The sequence below is a fragment of the Pseudomonas sp. zfem002 genome (assembly GCF_032621685.1).
Lineage (GTDB): Bacteria > Pseudomonadota > Gammaproteobacteria > Pseudomonadales > Pseudomonadaceae > Aquipseudomonas > Aquipseudomonas japonica.
This window is the reverse complement of sequence record NZ_JAVYJH010000011.1, coordinates 82611-100152: the sequence shown is the minus strand read 5'-3', so window position 1 is coordinate 100152 and position 17542 is coordinate 82611. Positions and strand designations below refer to the sequence as shown.

Below are 17542 nucleotides of genomic sequence, written 5' to 3'. Positions count from 1 at the left end.
GCAGCGCTTGCGCGCCCGTTGGCACGCGCAAGCGCCAGGCTGATTCAGAACTTCAACTGCCACTGCCCCATCACGGCATGGTTGCGGCTGTTGCTGCCCAGCTCGCCGCTGTAGCCGAGGCCCACCGACTGGGTCGCGCTGAGGCCCAGTTCCAGTCCGGCTTCCAGCACCAGGCTGTCGCGATCCAGCGCGCTGCCCTCGACGCTGAAGGCATCGCCACCGGCGATGAACGCCTGGCGGGTGCGGCTATCGACCTCGCCGTACACATGGCGCCAGCCCAGGCTCGCCCGCGGGGTCAGGCTCATGCCGTTGTCCAGTTGTCCCAGATGGGCCACGCGCACGCCGAAGGTGCTGCTGACGTTGTCCTGGGTGTCCTTGTCCACCGCCAGCGCGGCGTCGCCGCCTTTCTCGCGATAGCCGTCGCGGTGATAACGCTGGTAGCCGAGGTTGGCGAACGGCTCGGCGCTGAAGCGGCCGCTGCCCAGGGCATAACCCAGCTCGGCGAAGGCCTGCTGGCTGTCGGCGTCGTAGTCGCCCTTGAGGCGCTCGCTGAAGCCGTTGAAGCCGACATCACGCTTGCTGTCGCCCTCGTGCCCGCTGTAGGCCGCGCCCAGGCGCAGGGCCAGCGGCCCGCTCTGGCGCACGGCATACACACCGGCGTGCCAGCTGTTGACCTGGCCATCCAGGCCGGTCGCGTCCAGACGGGTCCGCGAGTAGCCGCCCAGCACACCCAGGCGCCAGTCGCTGCCCACCGCCCAGTCCAGGCCCATCACCGCGCCACCGGTACGCTGTTCCAGGGCGCTGCCACCGTGGCTGCCATCGACCTTGCCGTAGCTGCCCAGGGCTTGCAGCCACAGGCGCCCGCGGGCATTCGGGTCGTTGAGGTTGCGCACGCCCTGCGGCAGGCCGGTGGCGGCCAGGACCGGGGTTTCTTCCGCGTTCAGCCCGACCAGCAGGCCGGCATTGCTGCCCAGCGACTGCATGGCACCGAGCATGCTGCTGCCGACCTGGGCGCTGCCGCTCAGGGTGGCGCCGGCAAGATTGGCGCTGTGGTTGCCGGAGAGCTGCTCGATGGCGCCGCCGGCGCTGCCGGTGGAGGTGTTGAGCAGGGCGTTGTACAGCCGGCTGTCGCTGCCCAGGCTGCCCAGCGCAGCGGCCGCGGCGCCGCCGTTGGCGGTCTGGGTGTACTGCGCGAAGGCCACGTCGTTGCGGGTGTAGGTCAGGCCCACCGTGGTGCTGCTGTAGCTCAGGGTCGGGGTGAGGAAGGCATAGTCGCTGACCACCTTGGCAAAAGTGCCGTCCACCGCGCCGGCGCTGAGCACGGTGTACTGGCTCTTCCACGGATACTCGCCGGCCGACGGCTGCACGTTGAGGGTGGCGCCGTTGAGGTGCGCGGTACCGGTCACGCGGATCGGCGCGCTGCTGCCGTCGGCGTTGACGCCGTACATCAGGCTGGCACCGCGGCCGAAAGTCAGGTCGCCATTGACCCTGGCCACGCCCAGGCCGGTGTTGGTCAGCAGGCTGCCGTTCACCGTCAGGCCACCCACCGAGCCGCCGCCGGCGTAGACGCCACCGCTTTCCACGCGCATGGCGCCGAGAATGCTGCCCTGGTTGACCAGGGTCGCACCGGCCTGGACGCTGCCGCCCTGGCTGAAATCGTTGGTGCTGCTGAGGGTCCAGCGGCCGCCGCTGACCAGCAGTTTTTCGAAGTTGGCGCTGTTGCCGAAGCTGCCGCTGCCATTCAGGGTCAGGGTGTCGACGCCCTCGCCCGCGTCCACCAGGCCCTGGAACACGCCGCCAGTCAGTACGGTCAGGCTGTCGTTGCCGGCGCCCAGACTCAGGGCCAGGCCGTTGCCGCCGCTGATGCTGCCGCCGTTGATCACGCTGTCGGCGAAATCGCCGATCAGCTTGATGCCGAAACCGCCTTCGCCGGCGATGCGTCCGTAGTTGCTGATGCTGGTGCTGCCCTGGCCCGGGCCTTCGGCGCCATCGTCGACGAGGATGCCGTTGCCGACGCTGCGGATCACCCCTCTGGCGGTGTTGACGATGCTCCCGCCGCCCATGGCGATGCCTTCACTGCCGTTGGGCCGGCCACCGCTGTCGACGCCCTTGGCGCCCAGGCCCTGGATGGTGCCTTCGTTGTAGATGTGGCCGATCAGGTCGATATCGACACCATCGCCGTCGCCGTTGATCTTGCCGTCGGCGATGGCCCCGGTGATCACCCCGCCGGCGTAGTTGAACACCGTGCCGGAGCCGTCGGAGCCGAAGCCCGAACCGTTGCGCCCGGTGACCTCGCCATGGTTGTAGAGGGTCGCGTCGGTCTTCAGGTCGACGCCGTGGCGGTCGGCGCTGATGCTGCCGTAGTTGTAGACGGTGACGCCGGTGGAGGTGCCGATCTTGATGCCGTCGAACTTCTGGTCCTGGCCGTTCTTGTCCTGTGGCGCGGTGTCGGTGTAGATGCGCCCGTAGTTGGTCACCGTGGCGTTGGAGCCGGTCTTGATCGCGTCGTTGCCCACCGAATGGATCACCCCGCTGGCCTGGTTGACCAGGGTGGTGGTGAATTTCGGGTTGTTCAGGGTTTCCAGGTCGATGGCCTGGCCGTCGACGCTGGACTCGATGGTCCCGGCGTTGTCGATCTTCAGGGTGCCGCCCGCGCTCGGGTTGGTCTGCAGGCGCAGGCCGTCGTTGGTCCCCTGGATCAGTGCGCCGGCCTTGTTGCTGATCACCCAGGCGCTGGCGTCCTCGCCCGCGTCCTTGCTGTCGATGCCGCGGGCCACGGTGGAGCGGATCACCCCGGCGTTGCTCACGGTCATCGTCGTGCCGCTGGTTTGCTTGGGCAGGATCACACCGTCGTCCTTGCCGGAGACGATGCTGCCCTTGGCGGAGACGTTGAGGTTGTCACCCTTCTTCAGTTCCAGGGTGTCGCTGGTGGCGCTGCTGATCGAGTAGTCCTTGGCCATCAGGCTAGGGGCGAAGGAGGCACTGGCGAGGGCGACGCAGAGGGCAAGGCGGTGCGGCGTGAAGAGCATGGTTCGGCGGCCGTTGTCGTTATTGAAGGTCGCCGAGTATGGCCAGTCGATATTACGGTTTGATTGACTGGCTCCTACGGGTTTTGCGCGGACATGACGAAGCAGAACTCGCTCCAGCGGGTCGTGCTGCTGATGACCGGATGGGGTAGCCAGACTGCCGCAGCGAACGGCTCTGTTTCGGCGAAAACCGCGCAAGGCTGAAACGAGAGTGGGCCTCCTCCCGCCACGGCATCTAAAGTGCCAAAGGACTGAACAAGGTCAGTCGGCAAAGAGGAGACCCACGGATCGGAGCCTAGTCAACAGACAGGCGTGTCGCCACTCGCCGGGGGTGAAAAAGCGCTCAGGCTCATCGGAGTGTCCCGACATCGAAGGCAAGGAACAGAGTTTTCCGGCCAGCCAGAATATCTAAGCTGATGCCCACCACCGGACCAGGGCCCTGACCATGCAAACCAGCCTGCAGCTTGCGTTTCCTCCGACATCCGCCGCACCCGACTGGCCCACCCTGCACCAGTCCCTGAACGCCTTTGGCTACGCCCGCCTCCCCGCGCTGCTGGATGCCGCCCAATGTCGCGACCTCGCCAGCCTGTACGCCCGAGAGTCGCTGTTCCGCTCGCGCATCGTCATGGCCCGCCACGGCTTCGGCCGCGGTGAATACCAGTATTTCCGCTACCCGCTGCCGGACCTGCTGGAAGACCTGCGGCAATCCTTCTACCCCCCCCTGGCCAGCCTCGCCAACGACTGGCACGCCAGGCTCGGCAACCCGACCCGCTTCCCCGCGACTCTCGCCGCCTTCCTCGCCCAATGCCACACCGCCGGCCAGTGCCGGCCCACGCCGCTGCTCCTGCAGTACCAGGCCGGCGACTACAACTGCCTGCACCAGGACCTCTACGGCGACCTGCACTTTCCATTGCAGATGGCGATCCTGCTGTCCCGCCCGGGCATCGACTTCGCAGGCGGCGAATTCTGCCTGACCGAGTATTCCAGTCGCGAACATCGCGCCGAAGTGGTCCCGCTGGAACAAGGCGACGCGCTCATCTTCGCCGTGGCCGAGCGCCCGCTGCCGGGTCGCCGCAACGGCTCGCGCAAGGTGCTGATGCGCCATGGCGTCAGCCGCGTGCGGGCAGGCCAGCGGCATACCCTGGGGGTGATCTTCCATGATGCCCGCTGACCTGCTCGAACGCCTCGACGAAGACGGTTTCATCCTGCTCCCCGGCTACCTGCGGGACGCACACTTCGGCTCCTGGGGGTTGCTGCGCACCCTGCAGGCGACCTTCTATCCGGCCCTGGCCGAAGTCGCCAACCACTGGCGCACACGATTCGACCAGCCCGGGCGCTACCCGCGGCAGTTCAGCGAGTTCCAGGCGCAATGCCGCGCTGCCGGCCAGGCCTTCGACCCGTCCCGCTTCACTCGCCTGGGCGAGCAGGACTACCTGGCGCTGCGCCACCGTGGCGCCGACGCGCTGGCCTTCCCGCTGCAGATGGCCGCGCTGTTCTGCGCTCCCGGCGAGGACTTCAGCGGCGGCGAACTGCTGCTCAGCGAACAGCGCCCGCGCATGCAATCCCGGCCAGTGGTCGTGCCCCTGCGCCGTGGCGATATCGCCGTCTTCCCCAGCCACCGCCGCCCCGTTGCCGGAGGCAATGGCTACTACCCGATCACCACCCGGCATGCCGTCAGCCGGGTGCGCGGCGGACAGCGGCTCGGGCTGGACCTGTACTTTCACCTGGTCGGGACAGCGTGAGCCGGGCGCCCCGGCCATCGAGGGACATGCCAGGGTTCAAGGTTCCAAACCCTTGACACCTGGATTAAACTCCCGCGCTTTTTTGCGCAAAGGACTGCCCATGCAACGCATCGTCATACTCGGCAACGCCGGCAGCGGCAAATCGACCCTGGCGCGCCAGCTTGGCCAGCGCCTGGGCGTGCCGGTGGTGCATCTGGACCGACTGTTCTGGGAACCGGACTGGATCGAAGCGGACACCACCCTGTTCCGCCAGCGGGTGCGCGAGGCGGTGGCGTCCGACACCTGGGTCTGCGAAGGCAACTACGCGCGCAAGACCTTCGACCTGCGCCTGCCCCGCGCCGACCTGGTGATCTGGCTCGACACACCGCGCCCGACCTGCCTGCGCCGGGTGATCCTGCGCAGCCTGCTGAACCGGCCACGCCCCGACCTGCCGCAGGGTTGTCGCGAGCGCATCGACAAGGCCTTCTTCGAATTCCTCAAGTACGTCTGGACCTTCGACCGCGACTATCGGCCCTTCATCGACCAGGTGCGCCTGGCCGTCGCCGCGCAGGTGCCGGTGATCCACCTGCGCGATGCGCGTGACCGCGCGGCATTCCTCGCCAGCGCCGGGTGTGACCGATCGCTCATTTCCAGCGAATAGGCGTCACCGAGCGGTCATATGGGTCGGCGCTAATGAATTTCACGCCGCATCCAGGGTCTTTGACAGGCTCGTGCCGTCGCAGCGCGGCGCACGGAACATTCGCACTCATGGAGGAGCCTCCCGCATGCTCGGCGCCCTGCTCGACAAAGTCTTCAAGCGCTCCCTCGCCCCCCGGGGCTTCGCCCGCAAGCTGATCGCGGCCGCACGCGACGCGGGCTATCGCGAACCGCTGGACTACCTCGCCGACGAGTTCCGCATCCGCCATGGCGACGGCGCGTACTTCAACCTGCACAACGCCTTCCGCGACTACCAGAACGCCGACAGGCCAGGCAAGGCTGCGGTGCTCGAGGGCTACGTAGCGACCCTGCTGAGGTCGCGGGACAACGCCGCGCGCGGTTTCGACGAGGTCCGCGCGCGGCTGCGCCCGGTAATCCGCAACCTGGCCATGCTTGAGGAAGTGCGCCTGCACCACCTGCGCAGCGACGGCCGCGACGCCGCCTACGACGTGGTGCAGCGCCCGCTGGCCAGGGATTGCGTGGTGCTGCTGGCCATCGACCATCCCGAGTCCACCGCGACCCTGACCAAGGGCCCGGAGACCCATTGGGGCGTGGACATGGACGAGGCCCTGGCGATCGCCCGCGACAACCTGCGCGCGGACACCCCGGAGGCGTTCGAGGAGATCATCCCCGGCCTGTACATCGGCCGCTGGGGCGACGGTTACGACATCAGCCGCGCGCTGCTGCCGGACGTGCTGCAACGCGCGCCGATCAAGGGCCAGCCGGTGTTCATGATTCCCACCAGCGACATCCTGCTGGTGGCCGGCGATTGTGACGAGCCGGCCCTGCGGCAGATGGTCGAGCTGTGCTTCCAGGCCCAGGAAGGCGGTCGGGTCGTCTCCGGCCAGATGCTCACGCTCCAGGACCAGCGCATCGTGCCCTTCGACCCCGCCGACGAGCCATTGCGAGCACGCCTGGCAACCCTGCAGCAGCGGATGCTGCAAGGCGCATATCACACGCAGAAGGAACTCCTCGACAGGCTCCACGCCGAGCGCGCCGAGGACCTGTTCGTCGCCACCTACCTGCTCTACGAACTGGCCGACAGCGGCGGCTGCACCTTCTCCCTGTGCAGCTGGACGCAGAGCGTCACCAGCCTGCTGCCCAGGACCGACCGGGTGGCGCTGGTGGCGCTGGGCGAGGACGGCACGAGCGACACCCGCCTGGTGGCGTGGGCGCAGGTCGAGGCCCATGCCGGTGACTGGCTGGAGCAGGTGCAGGGGTATCCACCCCGGTACCGGACCCTGGGCTTTCCCAGCCGCGAACAGCTGGAGCGGATGGCGCCGCTGGGCTAGGCGCTGGCGCTTGGCTATGCCCGAAACGCTGACTTCCGTAGGAGCTGGCTTGCCTGCGAAAGGACCGCGCAGCGGTCCCCGACAGCGGTGAGGTCTGGGACCGCTGCGCGGTCCTTTCGCGGGCAAGCCGGCTCCTACACGGACCGTGTGAAGCCGATGCACCTTCCTGCCGCCCTGGAATATGCCGATGTCGCTTTCAGCCAAGAACGCGGCAAACCCAGGCAACAGACACCTCGCCGATCGGCCTAGCTTCCCTGGACGGACGCGGTGCGGGATCCGACCGCCGTCCGCAGTGCCATTGCATAACAAGTCCAATAACAAAAGGCCTTCAGGATGAATACTCGTTCCACGAAGCGTGATCGTGCAGAACTGGCGCAGGGCTTCAAGCCGCGCCACGTCACCATGCTGTCCATCGCCGGGGTCATCGGCGCCGGCCTGTTCGTCGGCTCCGGGCATGCCATCGCCGCGGCGGGACCGGCCGCCATCCTCGCCTATGTCATGGCCGGTGCCCTGGTGGTGCTGGTGATGCGCATGCTCGGCGAAATGGCGGTCGCCAGCCCCGACACCGGCTCCTTCTCCACCTACGCCGACCGCGCCATCGGGCGCTGGGCCGGGTTCAGCATCGGCTGGCTGTACTGGTGGTTTTGGGTCCTGGTGATTCCCATCGAAGCCATCGCCGCCGGCGTGGTGCTCAACGCCTGGTTCCCGCAGGTCGACGCCTGGCTGTTCGCCCTCGGCCTGACCGTGGCCCTGACCGCCACCAACCTGGCCAGCGTCGGCAAGTACGGCGAGTTCGAATTCTGGTTCGCCATGCTCAAGATCATCGCCATCGTCGCCTTCATCGGCCTCGGTTTCTTCGCCCTGCTCGGCGGTCTGCCGGGACGCGAAGTCAGCGGTCTGAACCAGCTGCTGCAGACCCAGGGCGGCTTCCTGCCCAATGGCTGGACGGCGATCATCGGCGCCCTGCTGACCACCATGTTCAGCTTCATGGGCACCGAAGCGGTGACCATCGCCGCCTCGGAATCGAGCAACCCCGCCGGCAACATCGCCCGCGCCACCCGTTCGGTGATCTGGCGTATCAGCGTGTTCTACCTGCTGTCGATCTTCGTGATCATCTCCATCGTGCCGTGGAACGATCCGCTGCTGCCGCTGCAGGGCTCCTACCAGCGTGCCCTGGAAATCATGCAGATCCCCTACGCCAAGCTGCTGGTCGATGCCGTGGTACTGGTGGCGGTAGCCAGTTGCCTGAACTCGTCGATCTACATTTCCTCGCGGATGGTCTTCTCCCTGGGCAAGCGCGGCGACGCCCCGGCCCTGCTGCAACGCACCTCGGCCAAGGGCGTACCGCGCGCGGCGGTGATCGCCAGCACCCTGATCGGCATGGTTGCCACCGTGGTCAACTACTTCGCCCCGGCCCACGTGTTCCAGTTTCTCCTGGCCACCTCGGGCTCGATCGCCCTGCTGGTGTACCTGGTGATCGCCTGCTCGCAGCTGCGCATGCGCGGCATTTTGCAGCGCGAGGGCAAGGCGCTGGAATTCCGCATGTGGCTGTTCCCCTGGCTGACCCTGGCGGTGATCGCCTTCATCGTGTTTGCCCTGGGGGTGATGTTCGTGATGCCGGCGCATCGCATGGAGGTCACGGCGACGCTGGCGTTGGCGGGGGCAATTGCGCTGCTGGGGGTGATGCGCGCGCGCAAGGCGGCGCCGGTGGTGGCTGTACGGGCGTAAAGGCTCGCCAGGGAACCGCATCAAGGCCACCAGGCGCTCGCCGTGACAGGTGCAGTGCCCTTGAGATCGAGCGCCGCGCGGGCGGCGCTCGATCTTCAGAGCGCTGCAAGCCTCAAGACAGGCACCTGGCAGCCTCGATGCGGTTCCCCGGCAACGACCCACCTGTGGGCGTTGCCGGGGATTGGCCCTTCAGCCCACCTCGGAAACAGCCACCTCCCCCACCACCAACGGCTCCGGCCTGAACAACGGCTTCTTCATCACCAGCCTCACCCACAGCACCGCGATCAGCGAGATCACCCCGAGCACCACCCCGGCGGTCCCGAAGATCTTCGCGGTCATCTCCGGTGCCGGCGAGGCGTGCCAGATGGCGAACAGCATGCCGGCGATGCCGATGATCTGCGGCAGCGGGTAGAACGGCGTGCGGAACGGCCGCTTCGCATGGGGATAGCGCCGGCGCAGGGCGATCACGTCGATATGCACGACGATATAGGCCAGCAGCCAGGCCAGCGCCGCGGCCAGCAGCAGCAGGCTCACCGCCTCCGGGTTCTGTCCGAGGACAAGGATCGGCAGGCCGGTGATCGCGGCAATGAACAGCACCGCCACCCACGGCGTGCGGGTCCGCGCGCTGAGGCGCTTGAACTGCGGGAACGCCTGGCCGTTCTCGGCCATGCCGTAGAGCATCCGCGGCAGCGCAGCCAGGGACGAGTTGACGGTGCTCGCGGTGGCGGTCACCGCCGCGGCCACCAGCAAGGCCTTGCCGCCTTCACCGAACAGGGCGGTGGCATAGAGGAAGTGCGGCAGCGGGTCGCTCGCCAACTGCTCCCGCGGGATCAGGAGCAAGGCGCCCAGGCAATAGAGGACGATGACGCCGAAGATGATGCTCAGGCCCAGCATCATCGAGCGCGGGATATTGCGTTCCGGCCGCTGGGTTTCCTCCACCAGCGGACAGACGAACTCGGCACCGACAAAGCCCCAGATCGCCATCGCGGCGAGGGTCAGGGCACCAGCGCCCAGCGGGTTCCAGCCCTGGTCCATGGAGGTCTGCAGGCTGCCCTCGGCATGCCCCAGCGCACCGACCCCGAGGGCCAGGAGCATGGCGACCATCACCACCGCGAGCACGGTCTGCAGCTTGGCGAAGACGTCGATGCCGAGCAGGTTGAGACCGGTGAACAGCGCCAGCATGCCGCCGGCCACCACCATCGGCGGCAGCACGCCGGGGTAGACCTTGCCGATGATCAGGTCGAGCAACAGCAGCTCGGCGGACAGGGCGAACATGGCCACCACCATGTAGCCGGAAAAGGTCGCGAGGATCGCCGGAAAATGGCCGATGGCGACTTCCGTGTAGCTGCTCAGGCTGCCGGCGCGGGGCACCATCAGCGCCAGCTCGGAGAACGACATGGCGTAGGTCAGCGCCAGCACATAGGCGATGCCCAGCGGAATGATGAAGCCCAGCCCGGCCATGCCCGCGCCTTGCAGCATCATGACCATCACGCCCTGGGATACCACCAGGCCGATGGCCACCGACAACAGGGCCCCCAGGCCCAGAACCCGGCGCAAGCCGCCGGCAGGCTGCGGCGTCGCCGCCATCACTGAAGCGTTCATTGCAGCATCCTTCTTATCGTTGTTGTGTGCAGCGGTATCGCCCGACGCCGCGCGCACGGCGCCGGGCGGGTGAGTCGGCGGTCAGCGCGCGGCCCAGGCGTTGAAGCGCTCTTCCAGCTCTTCGCCGTGATCGACCCAGAAGCTGGAGTCCACCAGCAGGCCCTGCTCCAGGTTGGCCGGGGCGGTGGGCAACTGCGCCTGGATGTCCATCGGCAGCGCGCCGAGGGTCTGCTTGTTGACCGGGCCGTAGGGGATGTTCGAGGAGAAGGTCTTCTGGGTGTCCGCCTGGCTGGCGAAGACGATGAAGCGCTCGGCCAGGGCCTTGTTCGGCGAGCCCTTGACGATGGCCCAGTGGTCCGGGTCGTAGAGGCCGCCGTTCCAGACGATGCCGAGGTTGGTGCCCTCTTTCTGCGCCACGGCGATGCGTCCGTTATAGGCCGCGGACATCACCACGTCGTTGGCCGCCAGCCATTGCGGCGGCTGGGCCCCGGCTTCCCACCACTGGATCGAGGACTTGATCTGGTCGAGCTTGGCGAAGGCGCGGCTGACCCCGGCAGGGGTGGCGAGCACCTGGTACAGCTCGGCCTTGCTCACGCCGTCGGCAAGCAGCGCGGCTTCCAGGGTGTATTTCGCGCCTTTGCGCAGGCCGCGCTTGCCGGGGTACTTGGTGGTGTCCCAGAAGTCCGCCCAGGACGCCGGCGGCGTGCCGACCTTCGCCGGGTTGTAGGCCATGACCATGGACCAGACATAGCTGGCCACGCCACACTCGCTGACGGTGTTGGCGATGTAGTGCTCGGCATTGCCCAGCAGCGCCGGGTCGAGCCGCTCGAACAGGCCCTCCTCGCAGCCGCGCAGCAGCTCGGGGCTTTCCACCTCGACGATATCCCAGGAGATCTGCCCGACACTGACCATGGCCTTGACCTTGGACAGTTCACCGTTGTAGTCCCCGGCCACCACCTTGCCGGCGCCGCTCTGCTCGAAGGGTTTGAAATAGGCCTGGTCCTGGGCGGCCTTGGTCGCGCCGCCAAAGGAGATGACGGTGAGCTTGTCCGCCGCCGCCATCGTATTGCCCGCCAGCAACGCGGATACCACTGCCAGTGCGCACGCATGCATTTTCAGAGACATCGACACTTCCTCCCTACTTCTCAAGGTAAATGCCGGGGCAACGCGCACGCGCGAGCGGGCACGGGTATGAAACCCCGGCACAGTTGGAACGGACAGGCTTGAAAGGGCAGCTAAAGACGGGTGCGGATTGTTGTTATTGGTCCGCGCGATGGAGGGTCGCGGGTCCGGCACCGGTCGGGTATCGATCGCTCGGGGGCGTCGTTGATTGTTCGTATGGCTTCGATTCTGCGGTGTTTCGTAGAACAGGAAAAATATGAAATATGTTCTGTGAAGGTATGAAAAAGCTTTGTAGTGTCAGTCAGGATCTCGACTGCAGCACCGACCTCATCGCGGGCAACGCCCGCTCCCACAGGGTCCTGCGGTGTACGCGAAACGTGTGGGAGCGGGCGTTGCCCGCGATGAGGCCCTCAAGGGCTCAGAGAATCCCGATCTCCCGCGCCGTGCGGTCCACCGCCCGCCGGGTCTTCTCCACCAGCTCGTCCAGGTCGCCCCGGGTCGCCACCAGCGCCGGCGCCATGATCATCCGGCCCAGGGTCGAGCGGATGATCACACCCTCCTCGAAGCCCAGGGTGCGGCAGCGCCAGGCGATGTCGTTTTCATTGGCGAAGCGTTTGCGCGTGGCCTTGTCCTCGGCGAACTGCAACGCCGCCACCAGCCCGGCGCCCTGCACTTCGCCCACCAGCGGGTGATCGGCGAAGGTCTCGCGCAGCAGTTGCTGCAGGTACGGCCCGGTGTCCTCCTTCACCCGTTCGACGATGCGCTCGTCACGCAGCGCCTTGAGGTTGGCGATGGCCACCGCCGCCGCCACCGGGTGGCCGCCGTAGGTCAGGCCGTGGGCGAATACCCCGCCCTCTTCCACCAGGGTCTCGGCGATGCGCCGGGACAACACCAGCCCACCCATCGGCACGTAACCGGAGGTCAGGCCCTTGGCGATGCTCAGGGTGTCCGGCTCGAAACCGAAGTACTGGTGGGCGAACCACTCGCCGGTGCGGCCGAAGCCGCCGATCACTTCATCGGCGCACAGCAGCACGTCGTACTTGCGGCAGATGCGCTGGATCTCGGCCCAGTACCCGGGCGGCGGGAAGATCATGCCGCCGGCGCCCTGGAACGGCTCGGCAACGAAGGCGGCGACGTTCTCGGCGCCCAGTTCGAGGATCCTGGTCTCCAGCTCGCGGGCCGCCTGCAGGCCGAAGGCCTCCTCGCTCAGCGCACCACCGTGCACGTAGTAGTACGGCTCGCCGATATGGGCGAAGTCCGGCAGCATGCCGCCCATCTCGTGCATGAAGCCCATGCCGCCCAGCGCGGTGCTGCCCAGGGTCGAGCCGTGGTAGCCGTTCCAGCGCCCGATCATGATGCGCTTCTGCGGCTTTCCGACGACCTGCCAGTAGCGGCGCACGGTGCGGATCAGCAGCTCGTTGGCCTCGGAGCCGGAGTTGGTGTAGATGGCATGGCTGTAGTGCGCGGGCAACAGGCTGAAGAGCAGTTCGGACAGCTCGATCACCCGGGGATGGGTGGTCTGGAAGAACAGGTTGTAGTACGGCAGTTCCTCCAACTGACGGGTCGCAGCCGCGGCCAGATCGGCGCGGCCGTAGCCCAGCGCGGTGCACCACAGGCCGGACATGCCGTCCAGGTAGCGCTTGCCCTCGGTGTCCCACAGGTTCAGGCCCTGGCCTTTCTCGATGACCAGCGCGCCCTTCTCGTTCAGCACCTTCTGGTCGAGGAAAGCATGGATATGGTGCGCCGCGTCGAGCTTCTGGTAGGCCTGGGTGGTCTTGCCGTTGTTGTTGTTCATGACCGTCATCGAGGATCTCCGTACCTGGCGGGATGGCGACCTACCGATTGGTAGGCTTGCTGATCAGCATTGTGCGCCAGCCGGCGAAAGGCGGAAACCAGTAAAAATATGCTCGGGGGATAGGCGAAAGCTATGCAGTTCCATGGCCCGCCGTAAATGCAAAACTCGCATACAAATCCATTGAATTTATGCGATCAGTTATTAGAAAAGCACCAAGCGATATTTCACAAATCCCACCCCGCCGCCTTACCTTGCTCGCCACCTTTCCTGTCGACGAAGCCTTGCCATGTCCGCGACCGCCACCTTGCTCAACCACCGCTACGGCGCCGAACACGCCACCCCCGCCCTGGACAACCCGATCATCGAACACCTGCTCAACCACCGCAGCCTGCGCAGCTACGCCGACCGCCCGCTGCCCGCCGGCACCCTGGAAACCCTGGTCGCCGCCGCGCAATCGGCGGCCACCTCGTCCAACCTGCAGGCCTGGAGCGTGATCGAGGTGCGCGACCCGCAGCGCCGCGCACGCCTGGCGGCCCTGGCCAACAACCAGGCGCATATCGTCCAGGCGCCGCTGTTCCTGGTGTGGCTGGCGGACTTCTCCCGCGCCCAGCGCATCGCCGACGCCCAGGACATCCAGCTCCAGGCCCCGGCCTATTTCGACAGCCTGCTGGTGGGCAGCATCGATGCCGCGCTGGCGGCGCAGAACGCCGTGGTCGCCGCCGAAGCCCTGGGCCTGGGCACCGTGTACATCGGCGCCCTGCGCAATGACCTGCAGGCGGTGATCGACGAGCTGCAGCTGCCACCACTGGTGTATCCGGTGTTCGGCCTGTGCGTCGGCTATGCCGCCACGCAGACCGCGATCAAGCCGCGCCTGCCCCAGGCCGTGACGGTGCACCGCGACACCTATCAGGTCGATGCGCAACAGGAGCCGCAACTGATCCGCCAATACGAAGCGCTGGCCGCCGAATTCAGCCAGGCCCAGGGTCTGGACACGCCACCGTGGCGCCAGCTGGTGATCAACCGCCTGAAGGACGAAAGCACCCTGCACGGCCGCGAACGTATCGCCGCGACGCTCAATGCCCAGCGCCTGGCTCTGCGCTGAGGCGGCCCCACTGAATACCCTCGCCCACCCCGAACCGACACCGCTCGCCAGCCCCTTTCAACGCAAGGTGCCGATGATCATCGGCTGCGCGCTGTTCATGGAGCTGCTCGACTCCACCGCCGTGCTCACCGCCCTGCCGCAACTGGCGGTGGACTTCGCCGAGCCCGGCGTGCGCATGAACCTGGTGGTGACCCTGTACCTGCTGGCCGTGGCGATGTTCATCCCGCTCAGCGGCTGGCTCGCCGAGCGTCTGGGGCCGCGGCGGGTGTTCGTCGCGGCGATCGCCCTGTTCATGGTCAGCTCGCTGGCCTGCGCGCTGTCCGCCAGCCTCTGGCAACTGGTGCTGGCGCGCTTCTGCCAGGGCATGGCCGGGGCGCTGATGGTCCCGGTGGGCCAGGTGATCCTGCTGCGCTGGTCGGGCAAGGGCGATCTGCTCCGGGCCATGGCCTACCTGACCATGCCTGCCCTGCTCGGCCCGGTGTTCGGCCCGCCACTGGGCGGCCTGCTGGTGACCTGGCTGTCGTGGCACTGGATCTTCCTGCTCAACCTGCCCATCGGCCTGCTCGGCATCGCCCTGGTGCTGCGCCATGTGCCGGACTATCCCGGGCAGCGCGGGCGGCCCCTGGACCTGCGCGGTTTTCTCCTCGGCAGCCCGGCGCTGGCCTGCCTGGTGCTGGCCTTCGAAAGCCTCGGCCATGGCTCGCTGCGCTGGCAGTGGTCATGCCTGTTGCTGGCGACCGGGGTGCTCTTCGCCCTGGGCTATCTGCACCACGCGCGGCGCAGCAGCGCGCCGCTGCTGGACCTGTCGCTGCTGCGCATTCGCGGGTTCGCCGTGGTCCTGTGCGGCGGCACGCTGTTCCGCCTGGGCAGTGCCGCGCTGCCGTTCCTGCTGGTGCTGCTGTTCCAGCTCGGCTACGGCATGAGCGCGCTGCAGGCCGGCCTGCTGACCTTCGCCGGCGGCGCCGGAGCGCTGTTGATCAAGTTCATTTCCGTGCCCCTGGCGCGGCGTTTCGGCTGCCGTACCCTGCTGATCTGGAACAGCCTGCTGGGCGCAGTCTCCATCGCCGTGTGCGCGCTGTTCAGCGCCGATACCGCCCCCGTGGTGGTGATGTTCCTGCTGTTCATCGGCGGGCTGTCGCGTTCGCTGCAGATGACCGCCGTGGGCGCGCTGACCTACGCCGACATCCCGCCCGAACGCTCGGCCAGCGCGGCGACCCTGTCGGCCACCAGCGTGCAGCTCAGCCTGAGCCTGGCGGTGTGCCTGGCGGCGATGATCCTCGGGCTGATCCAGGGCCTGCGCGGACATGCACAGCCGGAGGCCGGGGATATCCAGCTGACGTTGTTGCTGGTGAGTTCGATGTGCCTGGCGGCGGGGTTGGTGTTCAGGCGATTGGCGAAGGATTGAGAGCGCGTGTAGAGACCGGACACATCTTCCGGCGGCTGGAGGGAAATCGCATTGAGGCCGCCAGGTGCCTGTCTTGAGTGTTGCAGCGCTCTGAAGATCGAGCGCCGCCCGCGCGGCGCATCGCGGATGAATCCGCTCCCACATCGGTTGCAACGTGCCATGGCCTGTGAGAGTTGAGTTGCCAGCCTTTGTCTTGCGGCGATGCATCGCGGGAAGGCTGTTGGGCTCGGCTCGGTACCGCGTCGTGCCGACAAGGCGGACAACCATGGCCTGTCAGGCATAGGTACGTTGCAACAAATGTTGGAGCGGATTCATCCGCGATGCGCCGCGCGGGCGGCGCTCGATCTCACAGGCGCTAAAACACTCAAGACAGGCACCTGGCGGCCTTGATGCGATCCCCCGCAAAGCCTTCAAAGATATGTAGATACCCCTGCCCCTCCAGACACCGCCACTCAACCCAAGCTCCCGGGACTCCGTGAAGCACCCAAAAAAAAGCGCCCGTCAACGGGCGCAAAGTGATCCACCTTCAACCAAAGGAGTTGTGCAGCCAAAGGTGAATTGGGGCCAGCCGAAGTACCGATCAGAGTACCGACAGCGGGTATTCGACGATCAGGCGAACCTCGTCCAGGTCCGATTCGAAAGCCGTGGCACGGGTATTGGCCTGGCGGACGCGCAGCGACAGATCCTTGGCAGCGCCGCTCTGCACCACATACTTGACCTCGATATTGCGCTCCCAGCGTTTCTGCCCGGTGAGCGGATCGCCATTGGCGTCGCGGCGCATGTACACGGCGTTGGCGTTGGAGTAGTCGGCGTCGCTGCCCCTGCCGTAGCGGGTCATGAACGACAGGCCGGGAATCCCGTAGCTGGCCATGTTCAGGTCGTAACGCAGCATCCACGAACGTTCCTTCGGCGAGTTGAAGTCGCTGTACTGGATCGAGTTGTCGAGGAAGATCGAATCGGACTGGCGCAGGTAGTCGAAATCGTCGTCGCCGTTGTTGCGCTGGTGGGTCAGGGCCAGGGTATGGGCGCCGAAGCGCAGGCCGAGCTTGCCGCTCCAGATGGTGTTGTCGAACTCGCCGAGCAGTTGCCTGCCTTCGTCCACGGCGCGGTAGGCGTTGAAGCCGGTGACCAGGTCGAGGTCGTCGGCCAGCGGGTAAGTGAAGCTGGCGCCGGCGTAGTACTGGTTCCAGGCGTCCTTCAGGCGGCTGCCGTAGAGACTGACGCTGAGGTGCTCGGTGACCGCGTAGTCGCCGCCGCCGTAGGCGACCCAGGGCGAATCCACCGCGCCGGCATAGAAGGTCGCGAAGCCATCGCGCTGGTTACTCGACACCGGCTGGCTCATCGAATGCAGGCGCCCGGCCTGCAGGGTGAGGCCCTCGAAACTGGTGTTTTCCGCGGTCACCCCACGAAAACTCTCAGGCAGCAGGCGCGAGTCCCCCGCCGCCACCACCGGCGTGGCCGGGAACACGTCGCCGACCCGTACCACGGTGTCGAGGAAACGCACTTTCGCCGCGCCGCCGAACTTGCTGTATTCGTCGCGGGCTTCGCCATCGCGGTTCACCGGCAGCACGTCGAAGGAACTGCGACCGCCATTGCGACCGCCACCGGTGTCGAGCTTCAGGCCGAGCATGGCGAAGGCATCGACGCCGAAACCGACCGTGCCCTGGGTGAAGCCCGAGGAGAACTTGCCGATGATGCCGTGGGCCCAGGCCTCGGAATAACCGTTGTCACCGGCCTTGCCGTAGGCCGGTGCGGGACCGTCGCGATGGTCGCGGTTGAAATACAGGTTGCGGTTCAGCACGGTCAGTTTGCTGCCCTCGATAAAACCTTCGGCCTGTTCTTCGGCATTGGCGGCGTAACTTGCGGACAACGCGCAGAACGCCACCAGATAACGTGGAAACCTGTAACTCATGCAATGCTCCTTCGAGGTGCGGCAGTTTTTATTATTGAGATACCCGACAGGCGCTGTTGGAAGTTGCTTATGCCTGCGCGGCGCCGGATAAAAGCGCCGCCGCGATAGTTGCAGAGCACG

12 protein-coding genes are annotated in these 17542 nt (G+C 66.7%); 7 read left to right on the top strand and 5 right to left on the bottom strand.

Annotated elements, in window-relative coordinates; all coding sequences use genetic code 11:
• Positions 1-44: 44 nt before the first annotated feature.
• Positions 45-3029 (bottom strand): autotransporter domain-containing protein, encoded by a 2985-nt coding sequence (locus RTI28_RS14525; protein ID WP_316921068.1) that lies wholly within the window; start codon positions 3027-3029, stop codon positions 45-47.
• A 442-nt stretch (positions 3030-3471) separates the two neighbouring features.
• On the opposite strand from RTI28_RS14525, the gene RTI28_RS14520 reads away from it, so the two are divergent.
• The 5 genes from RTI28_RS14520 (at position 3472) to gabP (ending at position 8484) form a co-directional block, all read left to right on the top strand.
• Positions 3472-4197, top strand: coding sequence for a 2OG-Fe(II) oxygenase (locus RTI28_RS14520; RefSeq protein ID WP_316921067.1), 726 nt, complete (start codon positions 3472-3474; stop codon positions 4195-4197).
• Positions 4184-4768 (top strand): 2OG-Fe(II) oxygenase, encoded by a 585-nt coding sequence (locus tag RTI28_RS14515; RefSeq protein ID WP_316921066.1) that lies wholly within the window; start codon positions 4184-4186, stop codon positions 4766-4768. The genes RTI28_RS14520 and RTI28_RS14515 overlap by 14 nt, the downstream gene beginning before the upstream one ends.
• 100 nt (positions 4769-4868) lie before the next feature.
• Entirely contained in the window at positions 4869-5408 is a 540-nt protein-coding gene (locus RTI28_RS14510; RefSeq protein WP_316921065.1) for an AAA family ATPase, read from the top strand.
• A 124-nt stretch (positions 5409-5532) separates the two neighbouring features.
• A complete protein-coding gene (locus tag RTI28_RS14505) occupies positions 5533-6756 on the top strand; it encodes a hypothetical protein (protein WP_316921064.1) in 1224 nt (407 codons plus the stop codon).
• Between the two features lie 333 nt (positions 6757-7089).
• Positions 7090-8484 (top strand): GABA permease, encoded by a 1395-nt coding sequence (gene gabP / locus RTI28_RS14500; RefSeq protein WP_316921063.1) that lies wholly within the window; start codon positions 7090-7092, stop codon positions 8482-8484.
• Between the two features lie 189 nt (positions 8485-8673).
• On the opposite strand, the gene RTI28_RS14495 is transcribed toward gabP, so the two are convergent.
• The 3 genes from RTI28_RS14495 to RTI28_RS14485 all read right to left on the bottom strand — a co-directional run bounded on the left by RTI28_RS14495 (position 8674) and on the right by RTI28_RS14485 (position 13003).
• The gene (locus RTI28_RS14495) at positions 8674-10071 is read right to left on the bottom strand and encodes an APC family permease (protein ID WP_316921165.1); all 1398 of its coding nucleotides are present in this window, start codon (positions 10069-10071) and stop codon (positions 8674-8676) included.
• A 96-nt stretch (positions 10072-10167) separates the two neighbouring features.
• On the bottom strand, positions 10168-11148 hold the full coding sequence (locus RTI28_RS14490; protein WP_401255376.1) for an ABC transporter substrate-binding protein: 981 nt from the start codon (positions 11146-11148) through the stop codon (positions 10168-10170).
• A 478-nt stretch (positions 11149-11626) separates the two neighbouring features.
• The gene (locus tag RTI28_RS14485; RefSeq protein ID WP_316921164.1) at positions 11627-13003 is read right to left on the bottom strand and encodes an aspartate aminotransferase family protein; all 1377 of its coding nucleotides are present in this window, start codon (positions 13001-13003) and stop codon (positions 11627-11629) included.
• A 286-nt stretch (positions 13004-13289) separates the two neighbouring features.
• Between RTI28_RS14485 and RTI28_RS14480 the strand changes: the two genes are divergently transcribed.
• Entirely contained in the window at positions 13290-14105 is an 816-nt protein-coding gene (locus RTI28_RS14480) for an NADPH-dependent oxidoreductase (protein ID WP_316921061.1), read from the top strand.
• Between the two features lie 73 nt (positions 14106-14178).
• The gene (locus RTI28_RS14475; protein ID WP_316921163.1) at positions 14179-15510 is read left to right on the top strand and encodes an MFS transporter; all 1332 of its coding nucleotides are present in this window, start codon (positions 14179-14181) and stop codon (positions 15508-15510) included.
• A gap of 580 nt (positions 15511-16090) precedes the next feature.
• Here RTI28_RS14475 and RTI28_RS14470 read toward each other — a convergent pair.
• A complete protein-coding gene (locus RTI28_RS14470) occupies positions 16091-17422 on the bottom strand; it encodes an OprD family porin (RefSeq protein ID WP_316921060.1) in 1332 nt (443 codons plus the stop codon).
• Between the last annotated feature and the right edge of the window lie 120 nt (positions 17423-17542).